This window comes from Amedibacterium intestinale, from assembly GCF_010537335.1.
Classification (GTDB): domain Bacteria; phylum Bacillota_I; class Bacilli_A; order Erysipelotrichales; family Erysipelotrichaceae; genus Amedibacterium; species Amedibacterium intestinale.
In genome coordinates this window covers 1,471,458-1,492,636 of record NZ_AP019711.1, presented here as the reverse complement: position 1 = coordinate 1,492,636, position 21,179 = coordinate 1,471,458, and the positions used below count along the sequence as shown (strand labels likewise).

At 34.1% G+C, this 21,179-nt stretch carries 25 protein-coding genes, 1 other RNA gene and 1 other annotated feature; of the genes, 22 read left to right on the top strand and 4 right to left on the bottom strand.

Features of this window, described 5'->3' with window-relative positions:
• Positions 1-33: 33 nt before the first annotated feature.
• The 5 genes from A9CBEGH2_RS07605 to A9CBEGH2_RS07585 all read left to right on the top strand — a co-directional run bounded on the left by A9CBEGH2_RS07605 (position 34) and on the right by A9CBEGH2_RS07585 (position 3,824).
• Complete coding sequence (locus tag A9CBEGH2_RS07605; protein ID WP_115716875.1) at positions 34-855, top strand: PTS mannose/fructose/sorbose/N-acetylgalactosamine transporter subunit IIC; 822 nt, start codon at positions 34-36, stop codon at positions 853-855.
• Positions 845-1,849 (top strand): PTS system mannose/fructose/sorbose family transporter subunit IID, encoded by a 1,005-nt coding sequence (locus A9CBEGH2_RS07600; protein ID WP_118277044.1) that lies wholly within the window; start codon positions 845-847, stop codon positions 1,847-1,849. Before A9CBEGH2_RS07605 ends, A9CBEGH2_RS07600 begins: the two co-directional genes overlap by 11 nt.
• A gap of 117 nt (positions 1,850-1,966) precedes the next feature.
• The gene (locus tag A9CBEGH2_RS07595; RefSeq protein WP_118277045.1) at positions 1,967-2,533 is read left to right on the top strand and encodes a hypothetical protein; all 567 of its coding nucleotides are present in this window, start codon (positions 1,967-1,969) and stop codon (positions 2,531-2,533) included.
• Between the two features lie 12 nt (positions 2,534-2,545).
• Positions 2,546-3,106 carry a hypothetical protein gene (locus A9CBEGH2_RS07590; RefSeq protein WP_118277046.1) on the top strand — a complete coding sequence of 187 codons (561 nt, stop codon included), beginning with the start codon at positions 2,546-2,548 and terminating at the stop codon, positions 3,104-3,106.
• Between the two features lie 58 nt (positions 3,107-3,164).
• A complete protein-coding gene (locus A9CBEGH2_RS07585; protein ID WP_115716709.1) occupies positions 3,165-3,824 on the top strand; it encodes a hypothetical protein in 660 nt (219 codons plus the stop codon).
• A gap of 59 nt (positions 3,825-3,883) precedes the next feature.
• On the opposite strand, the gene A9CBEGH2_RS07580 is transcribed toward A9CBEGH2_RS07585, so the two are convergent.
• Positions 3,884-4,453, bottom strand: coding sequence for an ATP-dependent Clp protease proteolytic subunit (locus A9CBEGH2_RS07580; protein ID WP_118277047.1), 570 nt, complete (start codon positions 4,451-4,453; stop codon positions 3,884-3,886).
• A 170-nt stretch (positions 4,454-4,623) separates the two neighbouring features.
• On the opposite strand from A9CBEGH2_RS07580, the gene gap reads away from it, so the two are divergent.
• The 12 genes from gap to eno all read left to right on the top strand — a co-directional run bounded on the left by gap (position 4,624) and on the right by eno (position 12,670).
• Positions 4,624-5,637, top strand: coding sequence for a type I glyceraldehyde-3-phosphate dehydrogenase (gap, locus tag A9CBEGH2_RS07575; RefSeq protein WP_115716712.1), 1,014 nt, complete (start codon positions 4,624-4,626; stop codon positions 5,635-5,637).
• A gap of 121 nt (positions 5,638-5,758) precedes the next feature.
• Positions 5,759-5,917: a hypothetical protein gene (locus A9CBEGH2_RS12350; RefSeq protein ID WP_170291297.1), complete on the top strand. Its 159-nt coding sequence runs from the start codon at positions 5,759-5,761 to the stop codon at positions 5,915-5,917.
• Between the two features lie 42 nt (positions 5,918-5,959).
• Positions 5,960-6,164, top strand: a binding site (T-box leader).
• A gap of 36 nt (positions 6,165-6,200) precedes the next feature.
• A complete protein-coding gene (gene cysS, locus A9CBEGH2_RS07570) occupies positions 6,201-7,538 on the top strand; it encodes a cysteine--tRNA ligase (RefSeq protein ID WP_118277048.1) in 1,338 nt (445 codons plus the stop codon).
• Positions 7,538-7,924, top strand: a complete 387-nt coding sequence (locus tag A9CBEGH2_RS07565; RefSeq protein WP_115716714.1) for a Mini-ribonuclease 3 — start codon at positions 7,538-7,540, stop codon at positions 7,922-7,924. Before cysS ends, A9CBEGH2_RS07565 begins: the two co-directional genes overlap by 1 nt.
• On the top strand, positions 7,921-8,652 hold the full coding sequence (rlmB, locus tag A9CBEGH2_RS07560; RefSeq protein ID WP_118277049.1) for a 23S rRNA (guanosine(2251)-2'-O)-methyltransferase RlmB: 732 nt from the start codon (positions 7,921-7,923) through the stop codon (positions 8,650-8,652). The genes A9CBEGH2_RS07565 and rlmB overlap by 4 nt, the downstream gene beginning before the upstream one ends.
• 9 nt (positions 8,653-8,661) lie before the next feature.
• Positions 8,662-9,234, top strand: coding sequence for an RNA polymerase sigma factor (locus A9CBEGH2_RS07555; protein WP_118277050.1), 573 nt, complete (start codon positions 8,662-8,664; stop codon positions 9,232-9,234).
• 53 nt (positions 9,235-9,287) lie between these two features.
• On the top strand, positions 9,288-9,437 hold the full coding sequence (gene rpmG, locus A9CBEGH2_RS07550; protein WP_115716717.1) for a 50S ribosomal protein L33: 150 nt from the start codon (positions 9,288-9,290) through the stop codon (positions 9,435-9,437).
• A gap of 13 nt (positions 9,438-9,450) precedes the next feature.
• The gene (gene secE / locus A9CBEGH2_RS07545) at positions 9,451-9,627 is read left to right on the top strand and encodes a preprotein translocase subunit SecE (RefSeq protein ID WP_115716718.1); all 177 of its coding nucleotides are present in this window, start codon (positions 9,451-9,453) and stop codon (positions 9,625-9,627) included.
• A 14-nt stretch (positions 9,628-9,641) separates the two neighbouring features.
• Positions 9,642-10,193, top strand: a complete 552-nt coding sequence (gene nusG / locus A9CBEGH2_RS07540; RefSeq protein ID WP_115716719.1) for a transcription termination/antitermination protein NusG — start codon at positions 9,642-9,644, stop codon at positions 10,191-10,193.
• Positions 10,194-10,268: 75 nt separating this feature from the next.
• Positions 10,269-10,457 carry a hypothetical protein gene (locus A9CBEGH2_RS07535; protein ID WP_115716720.1) on the top strand — a complete coding sequence of 63 codons (189 nt, stop codon included), beginning with the start codon at positions 10,269-10,271 and terminating at the stop codon, positions 10,455-10,457.
• Positions 10,458-10,515: 58 nt separating this feature from the next.
• Entirely contained in the window at positions 10,516-11,277 is a 762-nt protein-coding gene (locus tag A9CBEGH2_RS07530) for an HAD-IIA family hydrolase (protein ID WP_321191705.1), read from the top strand.
• Between the two features lie 94 nt (positions 11,278-11,371).
• On the top strand, positions 11,372-12,670 hold the full coding sequence (eno, locus tag A9CBEGH2_RS07525; RefSeq protein ID WP_115716722.1) for a phosphopyruvate hydratase: 1,299 nt from the start codon (positions 11,372-11,374) through the stop codon (positions 12,668-12,670).
• Positions 12,671-12,858: 188 nt separating this feature from the next.
• On the opposite strand, the gene A9CBEGH2_RS07520 is transcribed toward eno, so the two are convergent.
• The gene (locus A9CBEGH2_RS07520; RefSeq protein WP_118277053.1) at positions 12,859-14,601 is read right to left on the bottom strand and encodes an IS1634 family transposase; all 1,743 of its coding nucleotides are present in this window, start codon (positions 14,599-14,601) and stop codon (positions 12,859-12,861) included.
• Positions 14,602-14,922: 321 nt separating this feature from the next.
• On the opposite strand from A9CBEGH2_RS07520, the gene secG reads away from it, so the two are divergent.
• The 5 genes from secG (at position 14,923) to A9CBEGH2_RS07495 (ending at position 18,956) form a co-directional block, all read left to right on the top strand.
• Entirely contained in the window at positions 14,923-15,153 is a 231-nt protein-coding gene (secG, locus tag A9CBEGH2_RS07515; RefSeq protein WP_115716723.1) for a preprotein translocase subunit SecG, read from the top strand.
• 97 nt (positions 15,154-15,250) lie between these two features.
• Positions 15,251-17,449, top strand: a complete 2,199-nt coding sequence (rnr, locus tag A9CBEGH2_RS07510; protein ID WP_118278013.1) for a ribonuclease R — start codon at positions 15,251-15,253, stop codon at positions 17,447-17,449.
• The gene (smpB, locus tag A9CBEGH2_RS07505; RefSeq protein ID WP_115716725.1) at positions 17,446-17,904 is read left to right on the top strand and encodes an SsrA-binding protein SmpB; all 459 of its coding nucleotides are present in this window, start codon (positions 17,446-17,448) and stop codon (positions 17,902-17,904) included. The genes rnr and smpB overlap by 4 nt, the downstream gene beginning before the upstream one ends.
• 51 nt (positions 17,905-17,955) lie before the next feature.
• Positions 17,956-18,336: a transfer-messenger RNA gene (gene ssrA / locus A9CBEGH2_RS07500) on the top strand.
• Positions 18,337-18,584: 248 nt separating this feature from the next.
• Positions 18,585-18,956 carry a sporulation initiation factor Spo0A C-terminal domain-containing protein gene (locus tag A9CBEGH2_RS07495; RefSeq protein WP_157964999.1) on the top strand — a complete coding sequence of 124 codons (372 nt, stop codon included), beginning with the start codon at positions 18,585-18,587 and terminating at the stop codon, positions 18,954-18,956.
• A gap of 41 nt (positions 18,957-18,997) precedes the next feature.
• Here the strand turns inward: A9CBEGH2_RS07495 and A9CBEGH2_RS07490 are convergent, their stop codons facing one another.
• Together A9CBEGH2_RS07490 and A9CBEGH2_RS07485 are read right to left on the bottom strand one after the other, a co-directional pair.
• Entirely contained in the window at positions 18,998-19,693 is a 696-nt protein-coding gene (locus tag A9CBEGH2_RS07490) for an aspartate/glutamate racemase family protein (RefSeq protein WP_118278014.1), read from the bottom strand.
• Between the two features lie 73 nt (positions 19,694-19,766).
• The gene (locus A9CBEGH2_RS07485; RefSeq protein WP_115716778.1) at positions 19,767-21,008 is read right to left on the bottom strand and encodes a carboxylate--amine ligase; all 1,242 of its coding nucleotides are present in this window, start codon (positions 21,006-21,008) and stop codon (positions 19,767-19,769) included.
• Positions 21,009-21,179: the final 171 nt, after the last annotated feature.

Here is a 21,179-nt window from a genome sequence, read left to right as displayed (position 1 = left end):
TTAAAGGAATTGAAAGGAGAAACAATAATGAGTATTGATATTTCAATCGTTCAAGCTATTATGATCTTCGTAGTAGCATTCATTATGGGTATTGACCAGTTCAGTTTCTTGGAATCTTTGTACCAGCCGGTTGTATTAGGACCAATCATGGGTGCGATTTTAGGAAATCTTGAATTAGGTATCGTAGTTGGTGGTGCTTACCAGCTAGTTCAGATTGGTAGTATGCCAATCGGTGGAGCTCAGCCTCCTAACGCTATCATGGGTACAATCATGACAGCTGCATTTGCTATCGCAATGAATTTGGAACCAACTGCTGATGGTGTTGGTTTAGCTGTTGGTTTAGCTATTCCATTTGCTGTATTTGGACAGTACGCTGTTACTTTAACATTTACAATTATGTCAGGTCTTATGGCTAAAGCTGATAAAGCTGCTGAAAATGCAGATCCTAAAGGTATCGCAATGGTTAACTACACTGAAATGGCAATCTTAGGATGCTTGTTTGGTGTATTAGCTGTAGCTGGTGTATATGGTGCATCTGCTTTAGGTGATAGTTTACGTGCATTCTCATTCCAGTGGTCTTGGGTAATGGCTGGATTAGATGCTGCTGGTGGAGCTATGAAATTTGTTGGTTTCGCTATCTTGATGAAAGTTATGATGTCTGGAGAAATGTGGGGATTCTTATTTGCTGGTTTCGTTATGGCAAATATCTGTGCTGCAGTTCCAGGAATGTCAGGTGCTACATTGTTAATGTGTGCTATGGTTGGTTTGGCTATCGCTCTTTACGATTACCAGATGAACTCTAAAATTAAAGCTAATGCTGGTATAGGAGCAGGAGGTGTTTCAGATGGCATATAATATTCCTGAACATTATCAAGATTTGACTCCAGCTGCAAAACTGGATAAAAAGACTTTAAATAAAATGGTATGGATGTCTTGTTTCTTGCAGGCTTCATTCAACTATGAACGTATGCAGGCTGCAGGTTGGTTATGGGCTATTTTACCAGGTTTGACAAAAATCCATACAAATAAAGAAGACTTGAAAGCTTCTATGGCTCACAACTTGGACTTCTTAAATACGCATCCATTCTTAGTAACATTCGTTATGGGTATCGTTCTTTCATTGGAACAGAATAAAGTTGATACACAGACAATTCGTTCTGTACGTATCTCTGCTGCTGGTCCATTAGGTGGTATCGGTGATGCATTGTTCTGGTTAACTTTAGTACCAATTGTTGGTGGTATTACAGCTAATATGGCATTAAACGATGCTTCTATCATAGGTGCTATTTTATTCTTAGTAATTTTCAATGCTGTGCAGTTCGCAATTCGTTATTTCTTAATGCACTGGTCTTATAACTTAGGAACTTCTGCTGTTGGTATGTTAACATCTAACGCAAAAGAATTTACTCGTGCAGCTTCTATCTTAGGTATCTTTACAGTAGGTGCATTGATTGCTAACTATGGTTCTACAACTGTTCGTATTGCAATTGCTGATCCAGCTATTAATGTTCAGTCATTATTAGATGGTATCCTTCCTAAATTGATTCCATTGTTAATCACTTGTGGTTTATATGCATTGATCAAAAAAGGATGGACTCCAATCAAATGTATCGTATTGATTTTGGTTGCAGGTATCGTTGGTTGTGCATTCGGTATCTGGACAGGTGATTCTAAAGCTATCGATGAAAATGGTGCAGGAATTAACGGTGGATATAAACCATTGGTTGAATGGTATGAATACCCAGCTCCAGCTGCTCCAGAAAAAACTGGTCAGGAAGCTTGGGATGCAACTCAGAAAATTGTTGATCAGTTAAATGAAAATGGTGTTAAAGTAACAATGCCAGAATAGTTAATAAACTAAGTTTTGTAACTATACTTTTAAGAGGACCATGAATTGTCCATGGTCCTTTTATTTTTAAAATTTATATATTATAATTAGAGAGCAGTTTTTGGAGGTGCTTCTACTATGAAAGATAAGAAATATCCAGTACTTTATGCAACAAATTTAATGGGTACTTTGTATAAACATTGTTCGATTCATCCAACCGTATATTTTAATATTCGATTGAATGAGGATATGTTAAAGTCAGATGAAGATTATCAATCATATATGGAACAAATTATTGATGAGTGCTATGTCAATATTGTTAATAAGTTTACATTCAGTCAAGCATTGAAGGTTACAAATAATAAGATTCCATTTATTATTTTCAGAGGTAATGTAGATAAAGGTATGGTTAAGCAGTTTTGTAGAACGTTGTTAGATGAAGTTTCATTTTCTACAAAAGCAAGTCATGTTGCTGATTATATGATGATTGATACAATGTTTATGCAAATCGGAAAAGCTCCTAAGTTTTACAGAGTTAATTCAGTGGGTGATAAATTATCTGAAACAGATTTCTTATCGTTGTATGGAGAAACTTTAGAAAGCAGTGAAAAACCAGAAGATGCTGGCTGGTTAACAACTTATTATGATTTTAAGAGAGGGCCTGCTAAGTCAGAAGAAGAGCAGGAAGAAATTGTTGCGTGGTAAAGAGGTGTTTGTATGGCAAATATGAAAAACAAGAGATCAAATCGTGTAAAACAGGTTGATAAAAAAACTACACCTGAAATCGGTGGTATGAATGTATATTTTGATTCACGTCAAAGACCAGTGTACTATGATCGTTTTTCAAAAAGAGCATACTTGTTAAAAGATGTGGAGAAAACATATCAATTGTATAGTATGCGTTTCTTTTTAGGAATCGCTGCAATTGTCATTATCTATGCATTTAAACTTCCTTTATGGCTTTGTGTTGTTTTAGGTATTGCAGTGTATGCTTTTATGGAATTTAAATTTAGAAGATTTTTATCAAATTTAACACAAATGACAAATTTTGTTCCGGAAAAGAAAATAAGTAAGGTAGATGCTGAAAGACAAAAGCCTTTAAATAAAGTAATCTTAAAAATTGTCTTATTTATTTTATTAGCAACCTTGCTGGTAATAAATGTAAAACAGCAGGGTTATACAGGTGTTGTTTTGTATCTGAACTATGCTTTTGCTGTGGCTTCAGTTTTTATGGCATTGTTTGAATTGTTTGCGTGTTTAACAAAAAACAAGAAATAAAAAATATAGGAATTATTTACTTAATGTTTTATATTTTTAAAAGATTGGATGGAAGAAAATGAAAAATTTATTGATTATACTGTTGTTTGTAGTTATATTAGCTTGTATTCCATTAGTGATGCGTAAGTTATCTTGGAATAAAATCGTAAAGGCTCTTGAAAAAGAAGATTTTAACAAATATTACAAATCAATTGACTCTTTTATGTGTAAAGTATCCTATTCTGCATTTGATAGAGAAAATATGCGTTTGTCAGGATATATGAGTGAAGGACGCAAAGATGATGTTGAAAATCAGTTTGCAATGATGAAAAATATGCGTGTAAAAGCAAAATACAAAATTGCTTTGGGGAATAGAGGGTTTTACTATTATTTAGAGCAGGGACGTGCAAAGAAAGCTCGTGATATGATTGATTTTGTTAAGGCAAATGGTGGAGAAAATGTTTGCAGGGATTTAGAAATGCAATATAGTATTCTTTTGAAGAAAGAAAGCAAATATATTGATGAGGTAAAACAGAAATTAGAAGCTTTGTGGGATGGAAAGACTCCTCTTGGTGATGATAAAAAAATGATTGTTGGTACATTTGAATATTTGATTGGTTTACAATACTCTTATGAAAATGATCGTGAAAATATGATGAAGTATTTTACCCCTGCATTGGAACATTGTAAGGGTACACCTTATGAAGATAATATCCACGAAATAATGAAGCGAGTTTAAAATCTCGCTTTTTTTATTTGAAAACTGTTTATGTAAGGTCTGAGGAAATTCAGACTTTTTTAAATGATGTGATCTATAATACCATAGACTTTCGCTTCATGGACGTTCATGAAATAATCTCTGTCGCAGTCTATTTGTATTTTTTCTTTTGGCTGGGAAGTCGTGTTACTTAAAATTTCATAGATGGTATCTTTCGTTCGGCTCATGTGTTTCATTGCGATTTCCATGTCTTTTGCCTGCCCTTGCATACCACCAAGAGGCTGGTGAATCATGACTTCTGCATGCTTTAAAGCACAGCGTTTTCCTTTTGTACCAGCAGCTAGTATTACAGCAGCCATGCTAGCGCATAAACCCATGCAGATAGTAGAGATTTCACATGGTATATATTGCATGATATCATAAATAGCAAGCCCTGCGGAAATACTTCCCCCATTGGAATTTATATAGATTTGGATAGGGTCTTTACTTAGGCTTGATAAGTATAAAAGCTGTGCACAGATACTGTTTGACATCGTATCATCAATTTCACCATTAAGTAAAATAATTCTTTTTTTTAAAAGACAAGAATATAAATCATACATATATTCTTTATCGTTACTTCTTTCTAAAATTGTAGGTACAACAACCATTGTTTTTCCTCCTTAATATGCTATATAGTATGCGATTTATCTCTTGTTTTATACCTATGTGAAAAAGTACTGGAAAAGAATTGAAAAAATGCATAAGTGAAAGAATTCTCAATTGACTTTTAGGTAAGAAGTTCGTATAATATTGGTGTTAATGAAGGAGGACTTTGAAAATGACAGTAAAAGTTGCTATTAATGGATTTGGACGTATCGGACGTCTTGCATTCAGACAGATGTTTGGAGCTGAAGGATATGAAGTAGTTGCTATCAATGACTTAACTTCTCCTGAAATGTTAGCTCACTTATTAAAATACGACTCTACACAGGGACGTTATGCATTAGCTGATACAGTAAAAGCTGGTGAAAAATCAATCACAGTTGATGGAAAAGAAATCACTATCTATGCTGAAGCAGATGCTAAAAACTTACCTTGGGGAGAACTAGGAGTAGACGTAGTACTTGAATGTACAGGTTTCTATACTTCTAAAGCAAAAGCTTCTGCTCACATCGAAGCAGGTGCTCGTAAAGTTGTTATTTCTGCACCAGCAGGAAACGACCTTCCAACAGTTGTTTACAACGTTAACCACGATGTATTAACTGCAGAAGATACAGTAATTTCAGCTGCATCTTGTACAACAAACTGCTTGGCTCCTATGGCTAAAGCATTAAATGATCTTGCTCCTATCCAGAGCGGTATCATGACTACAGTTCACGCTTATACAGGAGATCAGATGACTCTTGATGGACCTCAGAGAAAAGGTGACAAACGTCGTTCTCGTGCTGCTGCTTGCAACATCGTACCTAACTCTACAGGTGCTGCTAAAGCTATCGGTCTAGTTATTCCTGAATTGAACGGAAAACTTATCGGTTCTGCTCAGCGTGTTCCAACTCCTACAGGATCTACAACTATCTTAGTTGCTGTAGTTAAAGGAAAAGTTACAAAAGAAGAAATCAATGCTGCTATGAAAGCTGCTGCTACTGAATCTTTCGGATACACTGAAGAAGAATTAGTATCTAGCGATATCGTAGGTATGCGTTATGGTTCTCTATTCGATGCTACTCAGACTATGTGCATCGAAATGGAAGATGGAAATACTCAGGTACAGGTTGTATCTTGGTATGACAACGAAAACTCTTACACTAGCCAGATGGTTAGAACAATCAAATACTTCTCTGAATTGGCTTAATTCAAGATTTATTAGAGTGATACAAAAACCGGATGTATTTCCGGTTTTTTTGTGCTTGTTTTAGAAGTTTGCGTTTCAAAAGTTAGTAAAAAGGTATATACTAGTATTGTAGAGGTGGATTATGGCTGTAAAAGAAAAATTAACCAAAGAAGATACAGAAGAAAATGTAGATCCGTTAGATGCTGTATATATGGAAGATATGAAAAAAGCGGGTTTACAGGAAGAGTTTTTAAACCAGTTTTCTAAACTAATGAAGGAACTGGACGAAAAAGAAAAATAAGTTTGATAAGTTGAATTTTATGATAAAGGTTGATATACTATAACAAAACTGATGACAAAGGAAAAGTAGTCTTATTATGAGCAAATAGCGAATTCTGGATGGTGGAAGCAGATGTGTGAAGATAAGGTGAATGCCCCTTTGAGGGATTTTTCGATAACGTAGAGAAATACGTGGTATACAGCGTTAATGTATCTAGAGGTGGAAGCATTTTTCAAGTAAAGTGGAACCGCGCTGTGGCGTCTTTACAGTAAGTGCTTTTTTTATTTCTAAAGGAGGAAGATTTATGAAACTATTTAATAGTATGAGTCAAAAAATAGAGGAATTTAAGCCTATTACAGAAGGACAAGTAAGTATGTATGTATGCGGGCCTACGGTTTATAACTATCCACATATTGGAAACGCAAGACCAATTGTAGTATTTGATACGTTAAAACGTACATTTATGGCACTTGGATACAAGGTGAAAATGGTATCAAACTATACAGATGTAGATGATAAAATTATCAAAGTTGCGAAAGAATGCGGAATTAGTGAAAAGGAAGTAACGGAAAAATTTATAAAGGCTTATAATGATGATCGTTTAGCTCTTCATGCGATGATGCCGGATGCAGCACCAAAAGTTACAGAAACGATGGATGCCATTATTGCGTTTATTGATTTACTAGTAAAAAAAGAACATGCTTATGTGGTTGATGGGGATGTGTATTTTCGTGTAAGCAGTGTGGAAAACTATGGAAAATTAAGCAATCAGCAAATTGATGACTTAATGGTAGGTGCTCGTATTGATGAAAACAGCAAAAAGGAAAATCCATTGGACTTTACCTTGTGGAAACGTACAGAAGAGGGGATTAAATGGGAATCTCCTTGGTCTGTAGGAAGACCAGGCTGGCATACAGAATGTGTTGTTATGATCAACAAAGAGTTTGATGGGAACCATTTGATTGATATTCATGGTGGGGGAATGGATTTAAAATTTCCGCATCATGAAAATGAAATTGCACAGTCTAGAGCTGCTTATGAAACAGGAATTGCCAATTACTGGATTCACAATGGTATGGTAAATATTGATGGGGAAAAAATGAGTAAATCACTTGGCAATGTTATTTGGGCAAAAGATATGATTGAAAAAATCGGTGGAGATACTCTTCGCTGGCTGTTCTTATCCTCTCATTATCGCAGTCCTTTAAATATTAATGAAGAAGCAATCGAAACAGCTAAAAAAGAATTAAACAAAGTTAAAACACCTTTAAAACAAGCATATGTAAAAGCAGGTCTTGCAGGTGTAGATTTAAAAGAAGAGTATGATGTAGAAAGTTTTCATACATTCCTTACTGCAATGGAAGATGATTTGAATACACCGAATGCTTTTGCGGCTATTTTTGATGTGGTAAAACAGTTGAATCAAGTTGTACGTCAAAAAGAGATTGATTTTACTGCATTAGGATTAAAAGTAAATGCAGTTGAAAAAATGTTAGATGTATTAGGAATTGAAAATCATCGAATCGTTTTAAGTGAAGAAGATAAAAACTTGCATGCAGAGTGGAGAAATGCAGTTACGCAAAAAGATTTTGAACTTGCAGATAAATTCCGTGCGCAATTAATAGAGAAGGGGATTTTGTAATGCTTTTACAGGAGTATAATGGAACTTCTCTTGCTTATATGGGAGATGCTGTTATGTCACTGTTCGTAAGGGAAATGCTTTTATCAAAAGGATATCAAAAACCTAATGTTCTGCAGAAAAAAAGTGTGGAATGGGTAAGTGCAAAAGCACAGGCACGTTTTTTGGAAGTTTTGGAAACAGAAGGTTTTTTTACGGAGGAAGAATGGGGAATTGTTCTTCGCGGAAGAAATACGAATCCAAAAACGAAAGCGAAAAATGCAGATGTGATAACGTATCGCAAGTCAACCGGTTTAGAAGCAATCTTTGGCTGGCTGTATTTAAAACAGGACTATAAGCGTTTAAAAACTTTGTGGGAGCGCATTGTTGAGATAGGAGAGAAATCATGACACAATATGTATATGGGAAAAATGTCGTTCGCTCTCTTTTAGAAGATAACAAGAAGATTTATGAAATTCTTCTTGCAGATGGTATGAAAGATAAAGAGATTGAAGCATTGATACGACAAAGAAATATAAAACTAAGAGTTTTAGGAAGAAAGAAAATGGATCAGTTTCTAAATGCGACAAATCATCAGGGAATTGCAGCTAAAATTGACGATTACAAAACATATGAACTTGATGAGCTTTTAGAAAGTATACCAAAGGGAAAGACTCCATTGCTTGTTATGTTAGATGGATTGGAAGATCCTCATAATTTAGGGGCAATTCTTAGAACATGCGATTGTGTAGGAGTTGATGGAGTCATTATTGGAAAGCATCGAAATGTGAAACTAACACCAACAGTTGCGAAGGTTAGTACTGGTGCAATTGATACTGTAAAAGTAAGCATGGTAACAAATCTTGCACAAAGTATTAAGTATTTAAAAAAACAGGGTTATTGGGTTGTTGGTGCAGACTTGCATAACTCTCGGGACTATCGTGAAGGACAATACGATGTTCCACTTGTATTAGTAGTAGGAAGTGAAGGATTTGGAATTAGTCCATTAGTAGCGAAAAACTGTGATTACTGTGTTCGACTTCCTATGGAAGGAAGTGTTACTAGCTTGAATGCAAGTGTTGCGTGTGGTATTTTGTTATATCAAATATATAATGGAAGAAATCCAGTAGATTTCTAGGTGAAAAATATGAAAGCCAATGTTACAGAGTTTCTAGATAATGAATTATTGTATATGATTCATCAGGGAGATGAACAGGCTTTGCAAATTTTATTTAAAAAATATGAAATGAGAATATATATAATGATTTATCAATATATAGGAATAAACTCTGCTGAGCAGCAGGATAAGGAAGAAATGAAACAATTAGCGTATATTAAGCTAATGCAGGCAGTGAATTCTTTTCGAGAAGAGAAAATCACTAGTTTTGCGTATTTTTATCAGCAGATTTTAAAAAATGCCTTTGTAGATTATTTTAGAAATAAAAGCAGAGGAATATATACTGTTTCTTTACAAGAGTTAGAAGCTAAAGAGGGGGATAATGTTTATAAAGAGAATGAAACGGAAAAAGTATCTATAAATCAAGAAGAACTACAGTATTTGTTGAGGAAGAAAGGAATTCAATTAAAAAAGATTGAAATGAAAGTCTTGCATTTAAGATTGCAGGGATATTCATATCAGGAGATTTCATCCAGTTTGAATATTTCAAATCGACAAGTTGAATATATTTTAAGAAAATTACGTAATAAAAAGAATAATTGACTTCTTGAGGTGGTTTATGATAAAGTTATTAGGCAAAGAAAGAGGTGTTTTTCATGAGTGATAAAGTAATTTTGACATGCACCGAATGTCTTTCACGAAATTATACAACTACCAAAAATAAAAAAACGCATAATGAGCGTATTGAATTGAAAAAGTATTGTAAAAAATGTGGAAAGCATACTATTCATAAGGAAACGAAATAGGAGGGATGAGTGAATGAAATGGTTCAGTATTAATGGAATTCTAACAGAAATGAAAAGAATTCGTTGGCCAAAGGCAAAAGATTTGTTTCATGACAGCGGAATCTGTGTCGTTTTTGTGTTGTTTTTAGGAATTTTCTTTTTCCTTTGCCAACTTGTTTCTTCTGGCTTCCTTAAGTTAATTGGAATGTAGGAGGGAATTTCAAGATGGCTGAAGAAAATAAAAAACAATGGTATGTAGTTAATACATATGCCGGACATGAAAACAGAGTTAAAGAGAATTTGGAACGTCGTATTGAAACAATGGGTCTGCAGGATTTCTTGTTTCGTATCGTTGTAGCAGAAGAAAAAGAAATTGAATATAAAAACGGAAAAGAAGTTGAAAAAACAACGAATTTATTTAGCGGATACTTATTTGTAGAAATGATCATGACTGACGAAGCGTGGTATATTGTTCGTAATACACCTGGAGTTACTGGGTTTATCGGATCTAGTGGTGGAGGGGCAAAACCTTTCCCTGTCGCAGAAGAAGAAATGGAAAATATTTTACGCAAATTAGGAATTACTGATAAAAAAGTTCAGGTTGATTTCCAGGTAGGAGATCGTGTTCGTATCTTAAGCGGTGCTTTTTCTAACATAGAAGGAACTGTTGAAGAAATGGACGATGATAATCAGATTGCGGTAGTATTGACAATCCTGTTTGGTAGAGAGACACCAACAGAAGTTGGATATAGTGAACTAGAGAAAATTGAACTTTAAAAGGGACGAAAGTCCTTTTTATTTTGACAAAATATGCATTTTTTGTTTTTTATAATGATAGCAGGAAGTGAGCAAATGAAAGAAAGAGCAGGGATTATATTTGGAATTGGTGGTTGCTTTTTGCTGGTAAAACCATATTTTGATATGAAAGAAATACTGCCTGTTTTTGAAAAAATGATACATGAATGCTGGCCAATGTTATTGGTTATGATCGGAATGTTTCTTATAAAACCATCAAAAAAGCAAATGCGAAGAAAACGTTAATCTTGCATAAAGTTAAAGTTTTCGATAAGATGGTATCATAAGAAAGCAGGGGATTATTTTGAAAACATATTTGATTGATTTAGATGGTACCATGTATAGAGGAGATGGACAGATTGAAGGAGCAATACCTTTTATTGAAGAATTAATAAAAAGAAACCAGCCATTTTATTTTCTTACAAATAATTCGAAACGAACAAGAAAACAAAATGTAGAGCATATGGAAAAGGTTGGTTTTCATGGTATTAAAGAAGAGCACTTTTTTACATCTGCTATGGCGGCCGCTCGCTATGCGAAAAAACATATAGAGGGAAGAAATGCATATTATGTAGGACAGGATGGTCTGAAAGAAGCATTAGAAGAAAATGGTTTTATCCTAAGTGAAAAAAATGTGGGTGTTGTATTTGTGGGTTTAAATACGGAGGCTACTTATAAGGAGTATTCTAAAGCTTTAGGATATTTATTGAAAGGTGCAAAACTTATAGGTACAAACAATGATCGCATTTTGGCTCAAAAAGATGGCTTTAGCATTGGAAATGGTTCCATTGTGGCGATGTTTGAATATGCCAGTGGACAGGAAAGCCCAAAAATTGGAAAACCTCATGAAACGATTCTTTTAGAGGCTTTGGATTATTTTGATAAAACAAAGGAAGAAGTTATTTTGATTGGGGATAATTTGGAAACTGACATCTTGTTAGGAAATCGATGTGATATTGAAACTGTTTTTGTGACAAGTGGAGTTCATCAAAGAGAAGATATAGAAAAATTGGGCATACATCCAGATTACATTGTGGATAATCTTTGTGAATTATTAAAAGAGTAAGATATTTGTGAGAGAATTCGCAAAAGTTCTTTCTCTTTTTTTTGATATGTGCTATACTTTGAGTGTAATGTGAAGAATAAGGAGGACTATTCATATGTCAATTATTGTTGATGTACATGCAAGAGAAATTTTAGATTCTAGAGGGAATCCAACAATCGAAGTTGAAGTAAGAACTGCTAGTGGATTCTTCGGACGTGCTATGGTTCCAAGTGGAGCAAGTACTGGTGAGCGTGAAGCGTTAGAACTTCGTGACGGTGATAAAGCTCGTTTCTTAGGAAAAGGTGTTTTAAAAGCTGTAGATAACGTAAATAACGTTTTAGCTGACGTTGTTAGAGGAATGGATGTTACAAATCAGGCTGCTATCGATAAAGCATTGATTGAAGCTGATGGTACAAAAGATAAATCAAAATACGGAGCAAATGCTATTCTTGGTATTTCTTTAGCTGTAGCACATGCTGCTGCTGATTGCTATGGATTGCCATTATATCGTTACTTAGGAGGAATTAATGCAAAAACTCTTCCAGTTCCAATGATGAACGTATTGAATGGTGGTAGCCACGCTGACTCTTCAGTTGACTTCCAGGAATTCATGATCATGCCTGTAGGTGCTAAGAGCATTAAAGAAGCTATTCGTATGGGTGCTGAAACTTTCCATGCTTTGAAAAAAGTATTGAAAAACAAAGGACAGGTTACTGCTGTTGGTGATGAAGGTGGATTCGCTCCAAACTTGGAAGATAACGAAGCTCCTTTAAAATGTATCATGGAAGCTATCGAAGCTGCTGGATACAAACCAGGTGAAGAAATCTGCATTGCTATGGACGTAGCTGCTAGTGAATTCTATAATACTGAAACAGGTATGTATGAACTTACAAAATCTGGACAGGGAACAAAAACTACTGATGAAATGATCGCTTGGTACGATGAATTAGTAGAAAAATATCCAATCATCTCTATCGAAGATGGATTAGGTGAAAGAGATTGGGACGGATGGAAAAAACTTACTGAACACTTAGGTAAGAAAATCCAGTTGGTTGGAGATGACCTATACGTTACTAATCCTGCTATTCTTCAGGAAGGTATCGATAAAGACATCGCTAACTCTATCCTAATCAAAGTTAACCAGATCGGTACTTTAACTGAAACTTTCGATGCTATGGAACTAGCTAAGAAACACGGATATACTGCAGTAGTATCTCACCGTAGTGGAGAAACTGAAGACACTACAATTGCTGATATCGCAGTTGCATTCAATGCTGGTCAGATCAAAACTGGTTCAATGTCAAGAACAGATCGTATTGCTAAATACAACCAGTTGATTCGTATTGAAGAAGAATTAGGTGATGTTGCAGTATTCCAGGGAAAATCTGCATTCTATAACATCTACAAACACTAAGATATGATGTTTAAAGGTGCGCTTATGGCGCGCCTTTTTCGTTTCTTATGAAAAAACATAAAATAGGTTGTTTTTCTGAAGAGTGTTTGTTATACTATCTCGTCTTTGACAGTTAGAAAGCGAAAAAAGTGCATTAAAGACTTTAGAATTAAGCTTTTTTGCACTTTTTGTCTTTGTAACGAATTGTGCTATATATGATGTTCTTTTGTGTATTTGATAATATTTCTCATTGTGGATCGTTTTATTATTTCTCTGTCTGTTTCAAAACCAAACAACTCATGCAGTAAATCTGTTAAATCTGTTCGTGTGTAAGAAGGTATATATCCTAATCCTTCTTTTAATTTTGTTACGTTCATCTTTCTCAATGTATCTATTATTTGTTCAGATGTATATTTTTTCTCTAATTTATATTCTAATATTCGATATATCAGAAGGGACAAGAAACAAATCAGGAAATGCGCTTTGATCCTGTCTTCTCTTTGCAGATAGATTGGTCGTGCATCAAAATCCGTTTTCATTATTCTAAAGCACTCTTCGATCTGCCATCTGCGTTTGTTGATAGCGATGATCTCCGCTACATCACCTTCCATATCTGTGCTTACCGCATAGAAACCATCATACATTGCTTCTTTATCTATAGCCTCCTGATCGATTTCGTAGATTTCTTCTTCTGCTACTTCTCCATTCGCTGTGATGGAAGTCCTCTTTGTAAATCTGCTTGGATCATTCGGATTTTTTCTATTCTTTTTGATTTTTCCATTTTTACTTATCATGTTTTTTGCTCTGTCTATCTGCCCTTGTCTTATCTTTTCCTGATAAGCTTTATATTTTGGAGAATAGGTAACGATAAGAGTTTCCGATATCTTTTTAGATTCTATAGGTACTTCTTTATAATAGATGGATTCATATACCTCTGGGTCATTTTCATCAAGATCTTTCAAATCAATGAATGTGCTGCTTCCTACTTTTCGATATTGTTTCGTATTTAAAGCGATATCTCTATCTTCTTTCTTTAATTTTTTTAATGACTGTGTAATGACATAGGATCTTCCTCCTATATCATTGAACAGTTTGTTATTCTGTGATGCCAGTCCACTGTCTGAGCAGTAGATGAATTCGGAACAGTCGAAATCCTGAATAACTTTATGTTCTAATGGTTTCAAGGATTTCTGTTCGTTTTGATTTCCGGGAAAGATATCAAAAGCTAAAGGGAAACCATCTCCATCCATGAATAACCCCATGCCTACGATAGGATTTGGACGATGTTCTTTGCTTTTTCCGTATTTTTTAAGTTCATCTTCTTGTTCGATTTCAAAGTAATAGTTCGTACAGTCATAATAAAGAACTTTTGTGTTTCTTTTATGAAGAAAGTTAGAATTTCGATAAACTTCCGCCTGTATGTAATCAGATTCCTCGGCCAATATAGATAAGGAACGATAGATATCCTGTAATTTATACTTTGGCTGTTCCAGCAGAGAATGAGCGAAAGAGAAAGAAGAGCGTTTACTGGAAGGATATAGAACACGAGCGTAGACAAGATCGCAGAGGATGCGATGGATATCATATTCGAATTTATGATGATTCTTAATATTACGACAAATATTGTCAAAATGAAGATTGGAACAGATGGATTGAAGGAATAGGTAGCCAACATTAAATAACAAAACTTCATTTTTTTTGATTTTTTTGTCGCTAGAGAAAGGTATGAGAACAGGTGCAGTATCCTGTTGATGGGATAAAGTGTCCTTTTTAGCTTCAGAACGAGCCCATTCCAATAATTTTTCTTCATTATTATCAAATTGAGGAAGCAGGTCATTTAATCGACCAAGCTTTCTAAAAATGCGACTAGAAGTTTTACCATTGTTTTTGCGATAAGAACTCATAATATAAATGCTTTTGGAATTGCCAGTGCCATTGATTGCAACGTACATATTCATCACCCAATATAATAATAACACATATAGCACAATATAGCACATAATAGAACATAAAATTTGACAAAAAAAGTAAAAGAAAAGCGCCTGTTTAAAGCGCCATAGTAAATTTATGAAATTTTATATGTGTCAAACTCCCGAGTATTCCAGGGAAAATCTGCATTCTATAACATCTACAAACACTAAGATATGATGTTTAAAGGTGCGCTTATGGCGCGCCTTTTTCGTTTCTTATGAAAAAACATAAAATAGGTTGTTTTTCTGAAGAGTGTTTGTTATACTATTAAAGTACTTGATTACAGGAAAGGAGGACTATACATGGGCGTTTTAGAGATAGTTTTAATGATTTCAGCGGTCATATTAATAATACTCTCCTTATTGCAAAGCGGTAAATCAGATGGTCTGAGCGGAGCTTTTGGGGGAAGCGATGGATTAAACCTATTTGCAAATGTTAAAGAACGAGGATCTGAGAAAGTGATTTCCAATATTACACTTATTACAGGGATCGTATTCTTTGCTCTTGTAATTATTATCCGTATTATTAAATAAGGCCGCAATGGTCTTTTTTCTTTGCTTATTGTAATGGAAAGAAATAAGATGTGGTATAATGAATAAGAGATATTTGCCTTTGTTTGGAGGGATGAGAATGAAAAAGAAAATGGAAATATTAGATTTGCTGCATGATTCTTCTTATAAAGGAATGACTACAGCTGAGCTGTCTTGTTACTTTCAAATGGAAGACAGTGCCTCCTTTACAGAGTTGTTAAAATATTTGAATGAGCTAGAAGGAGAACGTTTAATTGCAAGAGATTCCAGGGAACGTTATTTTTTGAGTTCTCATTTAGGATATGTTACAGGAACATTGCGTGTGAATCCAAAAGGATTTGGTTTTGTAGATACAACGGACACAAGTTTTTATATTGCGAAAGAGGCGTTAGGCCTTGGAATGGACAAAGATATCGTATACGCGAAAAGCTGGACAAATAATGATGGCAGCGTAGAAGGAGAAGTTATTGATGTTATTGAACATCATATTACACATATTGTAGGTGTCGTAAAAATAAAAGAGGGAAGAAGGTATTTTTTACCGGATTCTCCTATTTTAAATCGAAGATTTAGAATTACTAATTATGAGGATTTTCATTTGGTCAATGATTCAAAAGTGTTGTTGAAGATTGATAGTTATGGTGCTACATTAAAATGTCATATTGAAAAAGAGATTGGATATAAATATGATCCGGGAATTGATATTTTAAGTGTACTTTTAGAAAAAGATATTAATCCAGAATTCAGTGATGCTGTCATGAAAGAAGTGATGCAGATTGAAGAAGCGGTACAAGATGAAGAATTAAGAAATCGTGAAGATTTACGTTCGTTATTGACAATTACTATTGATGGAGAAGATGCACGTGATTTGGATGATGCGATTTCTATTGAAAGAATACCAGAAGGATATCGACTGTATGTTCATATTGCAGATGTATCGTATTATGTAAGAGAAGGAAGCGAAATTGATAAGGAAGCATATCATCGTGGAACATCTGTTTATGTTGTTGATCGTGTAGTTCCTATGCTTCCACATGCATTATGCAATGGGATTTGTTCTTTAAATCCCCATGTTGATCGTTTGACTTTAACTTGTCAGATGGATATAAATCGCAAGGGAGATGTTATAAACTATAAAATTTTCCCAAGTGTTATTAACAGTAATGAAAGAATGACGTATACAAATGTTAATAAAATATTAGAAGGGGATGAAAAAGTCCAGAAACGCTATCCTTACCTTTTGGATATGTGTATTCAAATGAAAGTGTTATCCGATATCATTCGAAGACGCAGAGAAAAATTAGGGGCAATTGATTTTGATACAAGAGAGGCAAAAATTCTTGTTGATGAGAAAGGTAAACCTAAAGATATTGTTTTGCGTGAAAGAAAAGATGCAGAGCGTATGATCGAGGATTTTATGATTGCCGCAAATGAGACTGTTGCTACACATGCGAAATGGATGGAAATTCCATCGATGTATCGTGTGCATGAGCAGCCAGAACCAAAAAAGATACGCGAATTTGCCAGAGTAGCGAAAGTTTTAGGCTATACGTTTCAGGGGGGTATCCAAAATGTATATCCAATGCAGCTGCAAAGTCTTTTAAAAGAGGCGAAAGGGCAAGATAATTATTTTGTGCTTTCTAGTTTTATGTTAAGAAGTATGCAGAAAGCACGTTACGATAATCGCTGTTTAGGTCATTTTGGTTTAGCTTTGAAAGAATATTTACATTTTACTTCTCCTATTCGAAGGTATCCCGATTTAATTGTGCATCGTATGCTTAGAAAATATGTTTTCAATTCCAATACGAATACAGAAAAAATGAATAGTGATGAAAAATGGTGTGAAGAAGCTGCTATACAGGCAAGTGATCGTGAACGTAATGCCGTAGATGCAGAACGTGAAGTAGATGATATGAAGAAAGCAGAATATATGGAAAAATATGTAGGTTCTGTATTTGATGGCGTAGTCAGTGGAATTACAAAATTTGGAATGTTTGTTGAGCTGGAAAATACAGTAGAGGGATTGGTCCATATCGCAAGCTTGCAAGACGATTATTATCACTATGACGAAACTACACATTCCTTAATTGGAGAGCATACAGCAAAAGTATATCGCATGGGACAACATGTGCGTGTGAAATGTATAGGCGCCGATCGTTTTAAGCGAGAGGTAGATTTTGAAGTGCTGGTACAGAAATCCAAGAAAAAAAGTCCGCTATTAAAACAGCAAAATCGCTTAACTAAACAGGATAGAACTAGAAATCGAAGACGAAGAAAACGGAAAGGCGGAAGATTATGACATCTGGAAGAAAAGTGATTGCGTTTAATCGAAAAGCATCACATGAGTATTTTCTGGAAGATCGCTTTGAAGCTGGATTGGTTTTAAAAGGAACAGAAATAAAATCTATTCGAAAGGGACATGTCCAATTAAAAGATGCTTATATTAGTTTTACAAATGGGGAAGCATTTATTAAAGAAATGCATATTCCAGAATATGTATTTGGGAATCGCTTTAACCATGATGAAACAAGAATAAGAAAATTACTTCTGCATAAACTAGAAATACGAAAACTTCAGCAGAAAGTGAAATTGAAGGGATACACGGTGGTTCCAACTTCATTGTATTTAGAAAAAGGAAAAGCGAAACTGGAAATTGCACTTGCTAGAGGAAAAGATTTACATGATAAACGAAATGCGCAAAAAGAAAAAGATGCAAAACGCGAAATTGAAAAAGCAATGAAAAATCATTGGTAATGCATGTTGTAGTTTGCTTATAAATGTGGTAAACTACAACTGCTTGTATTTGGGGGTGTACTGGTTTCGACAGGGTTATGCTTGGTACAGATGGCAGTCGAATGGTTACGTAATAACCAATTAAATTTAAACGGAAAAACTAAATTAGCTAACATCTTTGGTGGAAACCAGAGAGTTGCTTTCGCTGCTTAATTAACCGACATAGGTTCGCAGCCGCCACTATCTTTTTCTCCTTTGATTAGATAGAAGAGCGCATAAGATGCAAAGGATAAGATAATCATTTGTCTATGAATGGTTATACGAAAAATTAAATAGACACCTCAGTAGGAGTGGTTCATGATTACCTGCTGAATATTTGTCATGAACTAAACTGTAGAAGTCTGTACGTGGGGCTGGTTCTGGACAGGGGTTCGACTCCCCTCACCTCCACCAATAAGTTATTTAAGCCTTTAAGTAAAGGCTTTTTTAATACTTTATAAGAAGACTGCTAACGAGTTCGCTAATGAAATTAGAGTAGGATATCTATGCTTTTTCAGAAAAGGCAGTAAATCTATACTTTTTATAGTTAAAATTAAAAAAATATTCAAAATCGACAAAATTAGATAAAAAGTGACAGACTTTTTAATTTTTTAGGTTTTAAATATTATTGCTTGATTATGAAAGGAAAGGATGAGAAAAGTATGGAAAAAGAAATAGAAAGGAAAAGCTTATATAGAAGGGTAACTTGTGAGTTACACAAGATAGGGACACCTGCACATATTAAAGGACACAATTATTTAAGAACAGCAATTATAAAAATGTATGAGGATGCTACCTATCATGGAAATATGATGAAAAGATTATATCCTGATGTTGCAGATGAGTATGAAACAAATGTTTCTTGTGTAGAAAGAGGAATTAGAAACGCAATTGAAGTAGCATGGAGTAGAGGGAATCTTGCTATATTAGAAGAAATTTTTGGGAATACGATAAGCTACTCTAAAACAAAACCAACCAATTCAGAATTTATTGCGATGATCGTAGATCGCCTGAAACTTGAAGATTTGGAATAAAAAAAATAGGAGTTATTTTCACAATGCTTGAAATATAACTCCTATTTTAAGTTTTTGTTAAAGTGTTTGATAATATTATTTGTACATATATCCAATGGATCAATAAAAAAATCTGAAAGCTTCCACATTTCTTTTAGTAAAGAAAGCTCTGTACATGCAAGAATAATGCATTCGACTTTTTTTTCTTTCATCTCATAAAGCACAGATTCAAATAATTCTTTAGGAACAGGATCTCCTTTTTTTAAATATGTATAAATCATATCCATGACTTTTTTCTGATTGCTTATGCAGGGGATTTCCCATTTAATATGAAACTTTTCACATGAATTTTGATAGAGTCCGGATTGAATTGTTCCATCGGTAGCCAAAATGCCAACTTTCTGTATATTTTTACTTTTAATATTCTTTATTGTTTCATCAATGAGATGGTAAATCGGAACATTGCTGTACTTAGAATATTCATCATAAAAGTAATAGGATGTATTGCAGGGAATAACAATCATTTCTACTTGTAGTTTATTAAAAATTTCAATATCAGAAATAATGTGTGGCAGTGGACTAGGGTTAGAATGATCTAAAATGTAGGAAGTGCGATCTGGTATACTAGCATGATTTAGAATAACCATGTCAAGATGATCTTGATCCTTATCAACAGCTGTGTGTTTTAAAATCTTTTCGTATAAATATGCGCTGGCATCAGATCCAACTCCACCTAAAATACCAAGTTGATAGTGCATAACACACCTCCTTTAAGCGTTATTAGTTTATCACATATTTTGCGGATAAACAACATTTGAAAAGGAATGGAGACTAGTCCATTCCTCTTTTGTTAAAATATAGCTTATATTTTTTATAAGCCATGTGATAAAATCTTCGAATCATAATACTTCTAAAAATACTAAAATCTTTCGAATAAAGTAATGTGTAATCGTATTTTTTATCTCTGATTAATTTTTTAACCTGTGCATAACTGTTTTTTGATACATACTTTAATAGTAATCTAGGAGGGATATGCAGCCAAAGATAAGGATTGTTATGATAATGTAATTCATTTTGTTTGTGGAAAATCAAATCTTCAGCCATATATTCAGCAATATTACATCCAGACGCTGTTGTAAAGTAACTGCTTCTTCCTTGGCGGATGTTGATTTCGAAGACTTTATATTTTCCATCTCTTTCATCATATTTCATATCGAAATTTGAATATCCCACATAATGCAGATCTTCTAAAAATTTTTGATACTGTTTGTATATTGCAGAATTTGCTTCCTGCACAATAGCATTGTAATTTCCAATTCCATGCGGTGTATAATCTTCACTTACACAATGTCCTAAACACATGACACGAACATTGCCGTTTTGGTCTGAATAACTGTTCAATACATACATGGTACTATCATCACCAGGAATAAAATCTTGAATGATCATATTCCCTGTATAACCAGCATTATATACACTGCTAAGAATACGTTTTAATTCTTCCAAAGAATCTGCTTTATATCCTTTTTTCTTTCCTTCAAATTCTAAGTCTACATATTCAATACTATTGCTTGCTTTTACTGCTACTGGAAAAGAAAACGGGAGAGTAAAGTTATCTTTGTTTGCCTTTGTGACAATAAAAGTTTTTGGATAATCTAATCCATATTGTTCACAAATTTTATAGAAATCCTCTTTATTTTCCAACTGTTCCTTCATTTCTTTTGGAATGTAGTTTGTAATAAAGTATTTATCAATAATATCTCTATTGTTAACAATTAATTCCGTATAGCGATCACCACATGCTATTAAAAGGAGTTTTTTATATTCTTTGCCATATGTTTCTCCTACTTCCTGGATATATTTTCTAAATACTTCGTCATGGTCAAAGTTATGGAAGGTCATGACTTTGACAATATTACTTCTCTTTGTTTCAAGTAAAGGTGCTTTTCCTAAAGAAAGAGAAGTAATTCCATAGGCTTTATGAAATGATTTTGCCATACCATAAGCATTTGCATCTGTACCAAGAAGAACAGGGAGGAAAGAACGGTTCTTGTTGTTAATAATACAATCCAATCTATTCAACCTCTTTTCTATGATAAATAAAAGTAAATAATGCTTTCAATAAATAATTGAAAGACCAAAAAGATTATATCATATTTATATGATTTATAGATAGAAATCGCAAAAAGATAACAGCAAATCAACAGAAGAAAAAATCAAAAAGAAAGTGAATAGATACAGGAA